The 13,304-nt window shown below is 42.1% G+C and carries 17 protein-coding genes; 5 read left to right on the forward strand and 12 right to left on the reverse strand.

Annotated elements, in window-relative coordinates:
- Positions 1 to 178: 178 nt before the first annotated feature.
- The gene (locus tag ACO05V_RS15540; RefSeq protein WP_421853413.1) at positions 179 to 466 is read right to left on the reverse strand and encodes a YrhK family protein; all 288 of its coding nucleotides are present in this window, start codon (positions 464 to 466) and stop codon (positions 179 to 181) included.
- A 97-nt stretch (positions 467 to 563) separates the two neighbouring features.
- Between ACO05V_RS15540 and ACO05V_RS15545 the strand changes: the two genes are divergently transcribed.
- Complete coding sequence (locus tag ACO05V_RS15545; RefSeq protein WP_421851889.1) at positions 564 to 1,919, forward strand: IS5 family transposase; 1,356 nt, start codon at positions 564 to 566, stop codon at positions 1,917 to 1,919.
- A gap of 266 nt (positions 1,920 to 2,185) precedes the next feature.
- Here the strand turns inward: ACO05V_RS15545 and ACO05V_RS15550 are convergent, their stop codons facing one another.
- The 6 genes from ACO05V_RS15550 to ACO05V_RS15575 form a co-directional block, all read right to left on the reverse strand.
- On the reverse strand, positions 2,186 to 2,347 hold the full coding sequence (locus ACO05V_RS15550) for an anthrone oxygenase family protein (RefSeq protein ID WP_421856984.1): 162 nt from the start codon (positions 2,345 to 2,347) through the stop codon (positions 2,186 to 2,188).
- Between the two features lie 321 nt (positions 2,348 to 2,668).
- A complete protein-coding gene (gene tnpC / locus ACO05V_RS15555; protein WP_421856987.1) occupies positions 2,669 to 4,270 on the reverse strand; it encodes an IS66 family transposase in 1,602 nt (533 codons plus the stop codon).
- Positions 4,271 to 4,305: 35 nt separating this feature from the next.
- Positions 4,306 to 4,671: an IS66 family insertion sequence element accessory protein TnpB gene (gene tnpB, locus ACO05V_RS15560; RefSeq protein WP_421853416.1), complete on the reverse strand. Its 366-nt coding sequence runs from the start codon at positions 4,669 to 4,671 to the stop codon at positions 4,306 to 4,308.
- The gene (tnpA, locus tag ACO05V_RS15565; RefSeq protein ID WP_421850371.1) at positions 4,668 to 4,991 is read right to left on the reverse strand and encodes an IS66 family insertion sequence element accessory protein TnpA; all 324 of its coding nucleotides are present in this window, start codon (positions 4,989 to 4,991) and stop codon (positions 4,668 to 4,670) included. Before tnpA ends, tnpB begins: the two co-directional genes overlap by 4 nt.
- An 85-nt stretch (positions 4,992 to 5,076) precedes the next feature.
- Positions 5,077 to 5,385 (reverse strand): hypothetical protein, encoded by a 309-nt coding sequence (locus ACO05V_RS15570; RefSeq protein ID WP_421853419.1) that lies wholly within the window; start codon positions 5,383 to 5,385, stop codon positions 5,077 to 5,079.
- 24 nt (positions 5,386 to 5,409) lie between these two features.
- Complete coding sequence (locus ACO05V_RS15575; protein WP_421853422.1) at positions 5,410 to 6,240, reverse strand: NmrA family transcriptional regulator; 831 nt, start codon at positions 6,238 to 6,240, stop codon at positions 5,410 to 5,412.
- A 162-nt stretch (positions 6,241 to 6,402) separates the two neighbouring features.
- Here ACO05V_RS15575 and ACO05V_RS15580 point away from each other — a divergent pair, with 162 nt between their 5' ends.
- Complete coding sequence (locus tag ACO05V_RS15580; RefSeq protein ID WP_421853425.1) at positions 6,403 to 7,347, forward strand: AraC family transcriptional regulator; 945 nt, start codon at positions 6,403 to 6,405, stop codon at positions 7,345 to 7,347.
- A gap of 32 nt (positions 7,348 to 7,379) precedes the next feature.
- Here ACO05V_RS15580 and ACO05V_RS15585 read toward each other — a convergent pair whose 3' ends face one another.
- Positions 7,380 to 7,859 (reverse strand): GNAT family N-acetyltransferase, encoded by a 480-nt coding sequence (locus ACO05V_RS15585; protein ID WP_421853428.1) that lies wholly within the window; start codon positions 7,857 to 7,859, stop codon positions 7,380 to 7,382.
- A 141-nt stretch (positions 7,860 to 8,000) separates the two neighbouring features.
- Positions 8,001 to 8,429: an Rrf2 family transcriptional regulator gene (locus ACO05V_RS15590; protein WP_421853431.1), complete on the reverse strand. Its 429-nt coding sequence runs from the start codon at positions 8,427 to 8,429 to the stop codon at positions 8,001 to 8,003.
- Positions 8,430 to 8,579: 150 nt separating this feature from the next.
- Between ACO05V_RS15590 and ACO05V_RS15595 the strand changes: the two genes are divergently transcribed.
- Together ACO05V_RS15595 and ACO05V_RS15600 are read left to right on the forward strand one after the other, a co-directional pair.
- Positions 8,580 to 8,945, forward strand: coding sequence for a hypothetical protein (locus tag ACO05V_RS15595; protein WP_421853434.1), 366 nt, complete (start codon positions 8,580 to 8,582; stop codon positions 8,943 to 8,945).
- Between the two features lie 70 nt (positions 8,946 to 9,015).
- Positions 9,016 to 10,122, forward strand: coding sequence for an NADH:flavin oxidoreductase (locus tag ACO05V_RS15600; RefSeq protein WP_421853437.1), 1,107 nt, complete (start codon positions 9,016 to 9,018; stop codon positions 10,120 to 10,122).
- Between the two features lie 314 nt (positions 10,123 to 10,436).
- Here the strand turns inward: ACO05V_RS15600 and ACO05V_RS15605 are convergent, their stop codons facing one another.
- The 3 genes from ACO05V_RS15605 to ACO05V_RS15615 form a co-directional block, all read right to left on the reverse strand.
- A complete protein-coding gene (locus tag ACO05V_RS15605) occupies positions 10,437 to 11,030 on the reverse strand; it encodes a hypothetical protein (protein ID WP_421853440.1) in 594 nt (197 codons plus the stop codon).
- Between the two features lie 225 nt (positions 11,031 to 11,255).
- On the reverse strand, positions 11,256 to 11,501 hold the full coding sequence (locus tag ACO05V_RS15610) for a DUF2442 domain-containing protein (protein WP_421853442.1): 246 nt from the start codon (positions 11,499 to 11,501) through the stop codon (positions 11,256 to 11,258).
- Positions 11,502 to 11,504: 3 nt separating this feature from the next.
- The gene (locus ACO05V_RS15615) at positions 11,505 to 11,762 is read right to left on the reverse strand and encodes a DUF4160 domain-containing protein (RefSeq protein WP_421853445.1); all 258 of its coding nucleotides are present in this window, start codon (positions 11,760 to 11,762) and stop codon (positions 11,505 to 11,507) included.
- 197 nt (positions 11,763 to 11,959) lie between these two features.
- Here ACO05V_RS15615 and xylA point away from each other — a divergent pair, with 197 nt between their 5' ends.
- The gene (xylA, locus tag ACO05V_RS15620) at positions 11,960 to 13,279 is read left to right on the forward strand and encodes a xylose isomerase (protein ID WP_421853448.1); all 1,320 of its coding nucleotides are present in this window, start codon (positions 11,960 to 11,962) and stop codon (positions 13,277 to 13,279) included.
- The last annotated feature ends 25 nt before the right edge of the window (positions 13,280 to 13,304 follow it).

The raw sequence follows: 13,304 nt of genomic DNA on the forward strand, positions 1-13,304 counted from the left end.
TAGAGAAGCAGCGTTTTTCAAGGTAGTTGTCGCCTAAAATAATTAGTTGTCCCTGAATAATGGCGCTTCAGGCAAGAGACGCCATTATTTAGGGACGACTAGCTAGAACTAGATATCTTAGGTCTATTATTCTAACTACCTTCTAGGGGATATTTGTGAGTAAATGCCCACAGTATTACTACACAGGAATTTTATGAATAAAGCCCACATGCACCAGACTCATTAGCTTGATAAGTGGTTTAATGATGAGTTGGGCACTCCCCACAACAAACAACCAAGTTCCACTTTCAACCAGCGAATCATTTAAAAAAAAGAAACTGCCTATTAAAAACCAAACAGCAATCAAAAGATCATTAAGTGCACCAAGCGCTTCATATCGACGCTGAATAACGATGTGCCTACTACCAATATCTATGTCTAATTCTCGGCCATTTACCTTAATCAGTCGACCCTGAAAAACTCTCAACCTATTGAATCTAATGTATTTTTATAAGATAGTTAATACCTAAATCTTATGATAAATACGCTTTTAGACCTAAAAAGTTGCAGAATGGGTGAGTTTTATGAAACCTCGTCAGACAAAGACCATACCGCAAAAGGATTTATTCCAACCTCAGCTCGTTGACATCATTAACCCCAATCATCCTTTAGTACGACTGGCTAAGATCATTGATTGGAAGCAATTGGACTCAACGCTTAGTACCCATTTTTCAAGCGTTGGTGCGGCCGCGTTGCCAACGCGTCTTATGGCGGGATTGCTGTATTTGCAGCACTTGCATAATTTGTCTGATGAGATGGTGTTAGAGCAATGGCTTGAATCGCCTTATTACCAATACTTTTGCGGCGAAACCTTTTTCCAGCACGACTTCCCGTGCCATCCAACCAGTCTTGTTAAATGGCGAAAACGGTTAGGAGAAGAAGGTTGTGAATGGCTGCTTACCCAGACGATACAGGCAGGACTAAAGCTAAAAGTCATCAAACCAGCGAGCCTAAAACGAGTCGTGATAGACACCACGGTACAAGAAAAAAACATCACCTTCCCAACCGATGCCAAGCTCTACAACAAGGCTCGACAGCAGCTGACTCAGGTCGCCAAAGAACAAAACATCACGTTAAGACAAACCTACGACAAAGCCTGTCATGAGCTAATGCCAAAAATTGGACGCTATGGTCACGCCAAACAATACAAACGAATGAGAAAAGCGATTAAGCAAGTGAAAGGCTTTTTAGGGCGAGTCATGCGAGATATTGATCGGCAAGTAAAACAACAAGGGTTAACGCTCACCCAAAAACAGGAAGACACACTTAACCAAGCCTATCGATTACTAAAACAAACTCGCCAGAGCAAAAACAAACTGTATAGCTTGCATGAACCTAATGTGGACTGCATATCCAAAGGCAAAGCGCATAAACGCTATGAGTTTGGCGTAAAAGCGAGCATAGCCGTAACAGCAAAAGAGTCCTTCATTGTGGGAGCCAGAAGCTATCCTGGTAATCCGTATGATGGACATACGTTGAAAGATCAACTTCAGCAAGTTGAAACCCTGACAGGAAAAAAACCGGAAACCTGTTTTGTTGACCGAGGATATAAAGGGTCGGGCGTGGAAGATATTAAAGTCTTGGTTGCAGGTCAAAAACGAGGTGTACCCAAGAAAGAGAAGCCATGGATGGGAAGAAGAAATAGCGTAGAGCCCATCATAGGGCATCTCAAATCGGATGGAAAACTCAGACGATGCTTCTTAAAAGGTGTACTAGGCGATGCGATCAACGTGATTTTAAGTGCCTGTGGCCAGAACTTACGTAAGCTACTGAAGTGGCTTTATTGCGCCCCATATTTTGGGCCATTTTTAAGACGATTATGGTTGAAAATAATTTTTCAACAGGAAGGATCTAAAAATAGCATGGCGCTTCTAGCCTGAAACGCCATTATTCAGGGACGACTAATCACTCTTACTCCCATTAATATTTAAAGACTGTTCTAGTAAAACCGTAACCAACCCATTTGTATTTGACAAGCATCCTACCAGACTAAGCACCTAAATACGCTTTTAAACCTTATTCCAAGGCTTTTTTAGGTTTTCTCAGTAAAGCGCATTGTTATTTCATATCCATTGACACAAGAGCCATCCCATTTTAAAAAAAGGCTTACGGCAAAATAGCAGCAAGCCTATTTCATTACTCCCCACTATTTTAAAGCTAAAATATAAAACAAGCAGGCCATTATAGAACTTACAAATCGAATATGATTCCATCTAGTCCAATGGGTTAAGTAATACTGCCATATTTCAGGCTGTTGCTTTAATGCACAGATTTTTAACCTATTATTTAGTGGGACATTAAAAACAATTGTAGTAACGTAAGCGCCCTTAAATCAGCATTATTATCGTTTGTTTTGTGTCGTCGTAAATGATCCCTTAATGACCATTCATCGGTGTAAATGGATACTTGAGGTTGCATCAAGTATCAAAAAAGTTTAAGTTAAATAACAGACAGAGGGCGAACGGATTTGCCTACACCTCCAGGATGGAGGCTCTGTCTGTTTTCAGGAGGATTCAGGCTGCAAGGATGCAGCGGTAAGACCTTTCTTTTTTCTCTTCTTTATTTTGGTTGTTTCTGGTTTTCCATTTCGTTTTTTTACTGCATCCGTTTGCCGGATGGTTCTGCGTCTTTACAGCGCCGTTTTAACCTGCCAAGGCAGTAATGCTTCCAGTTTCTCAACCGTGTCGGCGCTAGCGATGTGTTGCAGAATATGCAAAATATACGCGTAAGGTTCTAGCCCGTTGGCTTTGGCCGTTTCAACGAGACTATACCAAGTCGCACTGGCATGAGCACCTTGTGAAGTGTCGGCGAATAACCAGTTCTTGCGTCCAATCGCGAAGGGGCGGATGGCGTTCTCAGCGAGAACATTACTAATGTGCAATTGCCCATCCTCACAGTACCCTGTCAGGTAGTCCGATTGGTTCAGGGTGTATTGGATGGCTTTATAAGTCAGTCCGTCTTTTAGAACGGTACCGACATTCTTGTTTAGCCATTCTTTAAAGGCGTTGAGAATAGGACGACTCTGTTCTTGACGTGCAGTTGTTTTTTCTTCGACACTCAGCCCTTTGATTTTCGTTTCAATAGCATAGAGCTTGCTGATACATCCTAAGGCCACGTCAGCTTTGGCTGGGACCGCGTTTTTACTTTTTGTCTTCGTTTTACCCGCCTTACTGGCTTCGACGAACTTTCTCCTAGCATGATCCCAACAGCCAATGCGCGTTAGGTTGTTTTCCCTACACACGGCGTTGTAACCCCCATAGCCGTCGGCTTGCAGCACGCCATTGAACCCATCGAGCAGGCGCACGGGCACTTTACCGCCACGAGACGGATCGTATTCAAAATGAATCACTGGTTTGTCCGGTGGGCCACCGCGAATGACCCACATCCATTTATCAGATTGGGCGGTTTTACCGTCTTCTTTAAGGACTTGGATGCGTGTTTCGTCACCTTGCAGGTAATTTGCCTCCAATTGCACTTCCCACAGTAAGTTCAGCAGCGGTTTAATAGGCTCATTGAGTCGGATCAGGTAATTCGCCATGTTGGTGCGATCCAGATGCGCCCCGTAGCGTTCGATCTGTTTTTCCAGGCGATACAAGGGCAAGCCATCGGCATACTTCCCCGCGATAATATAGGCTAATGAAGAAACGCTGACAGCACACTTGCCTAATGGATGAAGGGGACGTTCGGCTGAGCGGATCCGTTCCTGTTCATTCTCCTCTTGTTTGAAGACCGCCTTTTCCTGCCAGTATTCGAGGACCCTGACCTTGGCGGGAACGATATCCAACTCTTCTTTGACCTTACTGAAAAAAGTGGACGTGGCACCGACTTTTTCGTCTTCAGACAATCGCAGTTCTACCCGTACTCTAGGAAGCTTATCGGAGAAACCACGTTGGCGCTTGCGAGGTCGAAGCGTTTCTGGAAGCACCCCTTCAGGCAGTTGTTCAATGAGCGCGTCCATCGCCGCTTCGAGCTCTGCTTCATCAAACAGATCGATCTGATAAACAGATTTCTCGCTGCTGGCGGCAAACTTTTGTGCTTTGGCTAAGCGCAGTAATTCTTCTAACAGCTCGATTCGTTGCTTTCTTTCATCCAACAATTTTTCCTGATGGCGAATGACTTGATGATGGTCATCAAGAAGCTGGTCTTTCTGCGTTAGCAATTCGACCAGCTGAGTGTGGCTCAGGCCTTCATAGGAGATGGGGGTTTGGGATGGAAACGGCACTTTTTTCATGTCCAGCATTATAGCAAAACATAATTGAAAAGTGCTTATAAAACAGACTCATAATACAACTTTTTATGTCCTTTCATCCGCGATAAATCATAGCCATCCAGCAACCAATTGATCTGTTGTCCCGTCAATGACATGATCGCCTCGTCACCCTTCGGCCAGCGGAACTTTTCCTCCGCTAAGGCTTTGTAATAGAGAACAAAACCGTTGTCTTCCCAGAATACGCATTTGATCTTGTTATAGCGTCGGTTGGTGAACGCGTACAATGCGCCATCGAAGGGATTGCGTCCCAGCTCTTGTTCGACAATCGCCGCCAACCCTAAAGCCGCTTTACGAAAATCCACCGGCTGGCGATAAAGATAGATCTCAGGCATCTCAACCGATGGGCGAAAATAGCGTGTCATGACGCCCATTCCAGCAACTGACGAACCAAGGCCAAATTGCCAGAATCAATGCCACGGATTTGTATCCCGCTAGGTAAAGATACCGATAAGCTGGATGGAGACTCTAGGATCGAGGGGGCTACTTTAACAAAACCAGACGCCTTGCCTTGTGACGTTGGGTTGGATTGTTTCTGGCACTTCTGCCGCCAATACATAAACTGCGAATAATTGAGATCCTGTTGTTTGCAAAACTGAGCGCCAGACAAGCCGGACTCGCCAGCGACTTTTACCTGTTCAAGCCAAAACTCAGAACGGGATTGAGAATCGGAAGGTTGATTCATAATAAACTCCTGCTAGTAAAAAAATAAACAGGCGTTAGGTTCTGAGATTATTCAATGGTCGGCAAGAATGCTGATTTAAGGGCGCTTACGTAGTAACCAGCATTCCCAGTAAATAAATGGCACTGGCCATGTTTACCCATTTTGATTCGACCACGGATTCATTAACAAAAAAGATCAATAGCAAAGCCAATAAACAAGACCCAAAAAATAACGGCATAAAAGCAGATTTCAATATCACTTTATTGATACCGTTCATACTAGCTATGCCTGAACTATCCGGCAGTGTTTTTAGAGCGGACATTACAAATGCAGAAAAGGCAAAATAAACACCAGCCATCAATCCAGTACTCATAACAGCGGCCAACAGAGCCAGTTCAACTATTAAATTAACCATTAGACACCCTACACTATCGCTTCATTAATCCATTGAGTTCCAAGCTCCAGTATTTTTAGCTTTAACAGCGTACTCTTGAAAAGAAGTTGGCAGACGTCCTAATACCGCTTCAACACCATTAGTAACATGACTGTTGCGGCCATCCAATACGACCGTGAATAACTCCTTCATCAACCATAAAACCTCTTGTGGCATATTTTTCTGCCTTAATACTTGCAAAAATTGGTCTACAGAAATAGAAGTGAAATTAATCACTTTTCCAGTCACCTGAGATAGGATTTCGACACAATCACGAAAGGTTAATAATTCCGGACCTGTTACTTCAAAAATTTGATTTTTTAAATGTGGCTTTGTCAAACAAGCAACAGCAACCTCGGCTATATCATCTACATCTACAAATGGCTCTAGAACATCGCCAGCCGGTAAAGCGACATGACCATTCAGAATACCCTCAATCAGAAATCCCTCACTAAAGTTCTGAGCAAACCAACTGGCACGCACCACATTCCAGCTAAGCCCACTATTAATCAATAACTGCTCTGCACTCTGCGCCCCTTCTTCACCACGGCCAGATAAAAGCACAATATGACTTATACGAGCCAGCTTAGCTTGGCGTATAAATTCTGCGATAGCCTGCTGAGCATCGGGAACAGCTAAATCAGGCTGAAAGCAAACATAAGCGGATTGACAACCTTGCATGACTTCTAACCAGCCAGCAGGATTTTGCCAATCAAAACTTGGCACTGAAGAAAGTGAAACAGCACGGGTCACGTACCCCGCTTCTGTTATTAATGTATTAACTCTACGACCAGTTTTACCGTTCTTACCAACAATTAAGCATGTATGTAAATTCATCGGGACACTCCTATATCAAATTGAATTTTCACTTGTACTCCCATTTACACAGCCAGTATGATGGTAAATTAATAGACACTTAATGATGATTTATCTTTATTTTTTGATTATTCATCTATTTTTTATAAAGTCATATTTTCTAACGAGACATAAAAAATGGACATGACACGGCAATTTCCAGTAACCAATGACCCGCTTGGGGAAACTTTGCACCAACTTCGACTCCACGGCAGCCTTTACTGCCGCTCAGAGTTAAGCGGTGACTGGTCAATTGAAATGCCTAAACTGCCGGGAAAAATGATGTTTCATATCATCACTGCAGGCCAATGTTGGCTTCAATTAGAAAATCAATCACCAAAACTATTAAAACAAGGGGCGCTCGTATTAGTTACGCAAGGACAGGGCCATATCATTAGTAGTGATCTAGAGCAAACTCCAATCCCGCTTTTTAACACTGGAATTCAGCAAATAAGTGAGCGATATGAAGTACTTAAAATTATTGGGGAAGGAGAAAAAACGGAACTTACTTGCGGCGTTATGGGCTTTGATCAAATTGTCGGACAACAACTCATTCAACAACTGCCATCCATACTCTTACTCGACCAACTTGAGAAAACGAGCCAAACCTGGCTAAACAGTACGCTAGAATTTATCTCAGCTGAAGCTAGACAATTGAAACCAGGTGGAGAAACAATCATCACCAATTTAGCTGATATTTTGATCATTCAGCTAATTAGACACTGGATGGAACAGTCTCCAAAAGCCAGTCAGGGCTGGTTGGGCGCACTAAAAGACAAGCGTGTTGGTATTGCTTTACATGCCATTCACCAACAACCAGGAAAAAATTGGACCGTCGATTCTCTAGCACGAGAATGCAACATGTCACGCTCCGGTTTTTCAGCTCGCTTCTCTCTCTTAGTGGGTTGCAGTGTCAAAAGTTACTTAACCAAATGGCGTATGAACCTCGCCTATCAGCGACTAAAACACAACAACGTACCATTAATAGAACTAGCAGAAGAGTTAGGTTATAACTCAGAGGCCGCCTTCTCTCGTGCATTTAAACGAGTAAAAGGCTTTTCACCAACACAACACAACACAACACCATAACCACTCACTAGCAAAATTGTACTAACGGCTACCTAAATTTGGTCAATTTTTTTTACCATGTTAACACTCACCGTTTCATAGCCCATTTCGGCGTAAAGGTTCTGCGCAGCATTATTTTGAGCAAATACATGTAGGCCGATATTAACGATATTATTCGCCGCTGCAAAATCCTCAATTTCCTTTAAAGCAAGTTTTGCATAGCCCTGTCGACGATGTTCTGCCTTAATTTCTAAATCGTAAATAAATACCGTACTGGTGGTATCACTATTCTCTAATGACAGCCATATCATCCCAACGGTCTCGTTCACCTCAGGCACTTTCATTTCGAAAAAATAATTGTTATCTGTGTCTATTCCACGGGGTAGTAATCTCTCTGTATCACGCCTAGCCCGAGTTAATGATCCTTTTTTCTGCCAGCGGCCAGATGCCACATTCTCTCGTGCATACAGCACGATCAGCTCTTCAATATAAGAGGCAAAAAAGGGGTTTGACATAGACACCAAGAACGACATAACGACTCCATTTTATGTAAGGCAGAGAAAATCCTGCTCTGATGGCTTTAGTATTCATAAATTCTTTAATAAAAAAACGTTTGTACGTCATGAATAGCGCATTATTAAAAAATATCGGCTATTACCATCATACGTGTATCACTACGCAGTATTGCAATGCTGTTCAAAATCCACATACAAGTCTTGCAAACTAATACTGGCAAAATCATTCAATAAAATAGATTCAATTTTGGTCAACGACTGACCAAGTGCATTATTGACCGAAGCCTCTACCGCACAGGTTGGCGATGTATGGTCGAAACCAATAGCAAACAACTGCGGGGCTCCTAACGACAGGTAAATATCCAACAATGTTATCTCTTTGCCATTACGTGTCAGCCGCCAACCTCCGCCATGTCCCTTCTCGGATGTAACCAAACCCGCCTTTCTCAACCCTGCCAGAGTTCGCCTGACAACCACAGAATTAGTGTCAAGCATGACTCCTATTTGCTCTGAAGTTAGTACTCCTTCATGTTTAATCATATGAAGCAATACATGCAGCACCCTAGATAATCGACTATCCGTTCTCATAGAAACCTGTTATTTCAACTGTATTAAAGCATTGTAACTTTTAAAATTACGTTTTGACAATAACAAGGAAACACACTAATATTTTACCGTAACTATTAAAGTTACTTGATATATCCAATTATCTTTATTGATCAACAAGAGGACATTTATATGACGAATCTTATGCCTTATTTGGCACCTTTTTGGACTTGCCTAGTCATTGCAATTGCCAGTAGCTGTGTATCGATTACGATTACACAAACAGAGCTATTTGCCTCCATGCGTACATGGATAACACAAAAAAACATCCTCTTAGAACATTTATTCCATTGCTTTTATTGCTTGTCGCATTGGATCGTCTTTGTACTTATTGCCCTATATCAGCCGATTTTAATTAATGGCTCCCATGTTTTGATAAATTTAACGGTGACCGCCTTCGTTACCATCGGCTTGGCAACATTGATTAGTGGGTTAGTTTTTAATGTATTTTTAAAAGCCATGACAAAAGCAAAGCTAGAACGTGAGTTGAATGCTTAATTCGTTTTCGCGGTGACCTTATTTTTAACCACTGCTTTGCATCATTATTTTTTAGATTAAGAGACTTTATATGACAACGAATGACAACCATACCAATGTAGATCGACTATTTGATCCACTAACGTTTACAAGAGGCCCTGTACTCAAAAATAGATTTTCCCTTGCGCCACTTACCAACACACAAAGTCATGAAGATGGAAGTGCTTCCGAACAAGATAGGATATTCCTAGAAAAAAGAGCGGCCGGCGGGTTTGCTTTAGTGACAAGTTGTGCCGCGCATGTCGATATAAATGGCATCGGATTCTCTGGGCAGCTAGGGTGTTTCGATGATCAGCATATTGCAGGCCTAACCGATATTGCACAAGATATCAAAAAATCAGGCGCTCTTTCGAGCTTGCAAATACACCATGCAGGGAACAGAGCCTTAGATACCGTCACAGATAAAGTTGGCCCATCATTGGATTCCGAATCCAATACCCGAGCCATGAGTGAAGATGACATCCTAGTTGTAATTAACCAATTTGCCGCCGCTGCGTTTCGAGCTGAAAAAGCGGGTTTTGATGGTGTTCAAATTCATGCTGGACACGGTTACCTGATTGCACAATTCATGTCTCCAACCATCAATAAAAGACAAGATAAATGGGGTGGATCTTTTGAAAATAGAATGAGAATGCTCGTGCTTATTATTGAGAAAATTCGCACCACCTGCCGTAAAGACTTTCAAATAGGCGTAAGAATATCACCAGAACGCTTTGGTTTAGAGTTAAGTGAGATGATCTCTTTGGTTAAGCTTCTTGAGCAAGGTACCAAAGTCGATTACATCGACTTATCGCTGTGGGATGTCAACAAAGAACCTGAGCAAGCTGAATTTAAAGGGAAAAAACTCATCTCTTATTTTACGAGCATTAACCGAGAATTTTTAAAAATTGGCGTCGCTGGCGCAATCATGTCAGCTCAAACTGCAGCTCAATGTTTAGAACAAGGCGCAGACTTTGTCAGCATTGGCAAAGCAGGCATTCTAGCTCATGATTTTCCATTAAAAGTGAAGGCCAATGCCGACTATATATCACCAAGCTTACCCGTATCGAAAGCGGATTTAGAAGCGCAATGGATAGGTCGAAACTTTATAAACTACTTGACTGGCTTTAAAGGCCTTATGAAACAAGATGCTAAATAAATAACGCCTTTTATTATGCGCACTTTTTATGTAGTACAAATTTGTCTATTACAAAAAGTGCGTGACTTCAATAAGCTAAAAACGCGTATTCGCCATGTGGTCGCACTCTCCACCTCAAAATAAGCACCAGAAGACAACTTTATCGAATTGCTTAAAACCGTATTCGCAAGCGTCAACTCCCACCTAGTGACCTTTGACAACCCGTTTCAAGGCGGCCAATCGACCAACTCGGTTTATATTTGTGTGAAGGAGTAATTACCGCATTTGTAGTTGATTTGGAACGCACCTGATATTATTACGACAAATAAATCATGTTAAGTTTTGTCGGCATTTGCAACAAAGTCATCGTAATATTTACGTGCTTCTTTTTCTGGCCCTAAAGCAACATCGATGAGCATTCGAAGACTCCAAACTGGGCCAGGTATAACTTCCTCTAAATCTAGATCTTCGGGATATGCTTCTGGATCTATTGCCATTTCTAAGTTTTCAAACCACCAAATCTCGATTTTCCTTAAAAGACTTACCATATCATCGAAGACTTCAGTGACATCGAAATCTACACCTGATGAAGCAAATTCAAGCATCTCGTGTGTTAAGGTATTACGGCACTTTTTTATCTTCTCAAATGTTTTTAAGTCTTTATCATCAATGGCTTCCATATTTTCTAACCATTTCAGTGATGCGTAAAGAGGACTTCTACTTAATGAAAGAACTTTCTCTTTATATTCAGGACTGATAGTCATACCATTTTCATCAAATCCATCAGTAAAAAATCCTTTTATTTTTTCGGTAATACTGTTTTTTAGCATTTCAAAAGCCATAGAAAATATTGAAGCGGTAATAATATTTGTTTTAAGCGTCTCGGGATGAAGAGCTCGCTCCCATGATGCTTTAACTTTTTCGTCCATTCTCTCGACCTCAATAAGTAACTATGGATATTTCTCTTTCTTCAAGTAATACTAAAAGAAAGTCAGGATTGCATGTCGATTTTATTTCCAAAATCTCAAAGTCACGATCTTGGCTATCTTTCACATCGAGTTTTAAAAATTAAAACTTGTCACCTAATTTTTAAAATTTAAATCGCCTGAAAAATACACGACTTTGGTAAAGCTACATTGAAGTCAAAAGTCCTATCAAACACTCTGCTTACTCTGCAAAGCCTTCAAAAACTCTGGAGCCAAATCTGCACCATTCGGCCAAACAATGGTTTCTAACTCTGGATCGACAGTGACGTTCTGGAATTCAGCTAAATCTTTAAGTGGTTCGAACATTGAGCCTTTGAGCTCATTGGCCAAATCCACTTCTCCGGAGGTTCCATCATCAAAAGCAATCCACAACTTATAACCTGATAAATATTTCGCGGACTTTATATGCAACATCGTTTACTCCAATGGGGCAATGTCATTTAGAGGTTCACCCGCTTTCGCGCGAGACCAATTCTCTTCTAGTTCTGCTTGATGTATTGCAATCCACTCTTGAACAAAAGCAGATGCACGTTTCGGCAGGTTTCCTTCAAGTATTCTTCCATCAAGTGCGAATAACGCTTCATACCCTGAATACTTCGCATGGAAGTGTGGTGGATTATGATCATTAAAATACATAGCAATCAATATACCGTAAAAACGACTAATAATTGGCATTCCTTTGCCCTCCGTAATAATTGTTTTCTAATCTTATTACACCTTTCCGAGACAGACCAAACTATTGACCCAGAAGCCTTCACAAAAAACTCCCAACAAATTCAATAACGCGCTCAGAAAATTTCGTAATTGAAGCAATCGCCTAAACAAACAATGATTCGTAGGGATAAAAAATAACAATAGTATGGAGTTCCGATATGAGCGAATTTTTCAAAACTGTGCCCGTTGTCAAATACGAAGGCGCGGATTCAAGCAACCCTTTTGCTTTCAAACATTACGATGCAAACAAGATGCTGATGGGCAAAACCATGGCAGAGCATTTACGCGTGGCGGTGTGTTATTGGCACTCGTTCTGTTGGCAAGGTAGCGATGTCTTTGGCGCGAATACCTTTGAACGCCCTTGGTCTAAAGCCACATCTGAAATGGAAGCAGCAAAGCTAAAAACCAACGCGGCATTTGAGTTCTTCACTAAATTGGGTGTTCCCTTTTACAGTTTTCACGATGTAGATGTCAGCCCAGAAGGCCGTTCAATCAAAGAATACATTAATAACTTTGCGCAAATGGTCGACGTTCTACAAGCCAAGCAAGAAGCCACTGGCATCAAGCTATTGTGGGGAACGGCGAATGCCTTTTCCAACCCAAGATATATGTCTGGCGCAGCGTCCAACCCGAACCCTGAAATCTTCGCTTATGCTGCGACTCAGGTGTTTCATGCGATGAACGCTACCAAAACCCTTAAAGGCGAGAACTATGTTCTATGGGGCGGCCGTGAAGGCTACGAAACTCTCTTGAATACCGATCTAAAACGCGAACGCGCTCAGCTTGGTCGTTTCATGCAAATGGTGGTTGAGCACAAACACAAAATCGGTTTTGAAGGCACTTTGTTGATCGAGCCAAAACCAGCGGAACCTACTAAGCATCAGTACGATTACGATACTGCGACGGTATATGGCTTCTTAAAAGAGTTTGGCCTTGAAAAAGAGATCAAGGTCAACATCGAAGCCAACCACGCGACCTTGGCGGGTCACAGCTTCCATCATGAAATCGCCACGGCTTGTTCCTTGGGCATTCTTGGTTCCGTCGACGCCAACCAAGGCGACGCGCAACTCGGCTGGGATACAGACCAATTCCCAACCAGTGTAGAAGAGTACACGCTTGTTACTTATGAGATTCTAAAGTCTGGCGGTTTCAAAACGGGCGGTTACATGTTCGACACCAAGTTACGTCGTCAGTCGATGGATCTGGAGGATTTATTCCACGGTCACATTGGCGCAATGGATACCTTGGCGTTGTCATTAGAACGTGCGGTTAAAATGATCGAAGATGAAAAATTGGCGAACATTGTTGATCAACGTTATGCGAAATGGAACGACTCTTTGGGTGCAGACATTTTAGCTGGCAAGCATACTTTGCAAGACCTTGCGGCATATGCTGAGAAAAATAACATCGATCCTAAACCAGTTTCTGGTCGCCAAGAAATGCTAGAAAACATGGTGAATGGCTACATCTTTAAATAAGAGTTCAAATAAGCCGTTAGATAAA

It is taken from the genome of Marinomonas sp., from assembly GCF_965225885.1.
In the GTDB taxonomy this organism is placed as follows: domain Bacteria; phylum Pseudomonadota; class Gammaproteobacteria; order Pseudomonadales; family Marinomonadaceae; genus Marinomonas.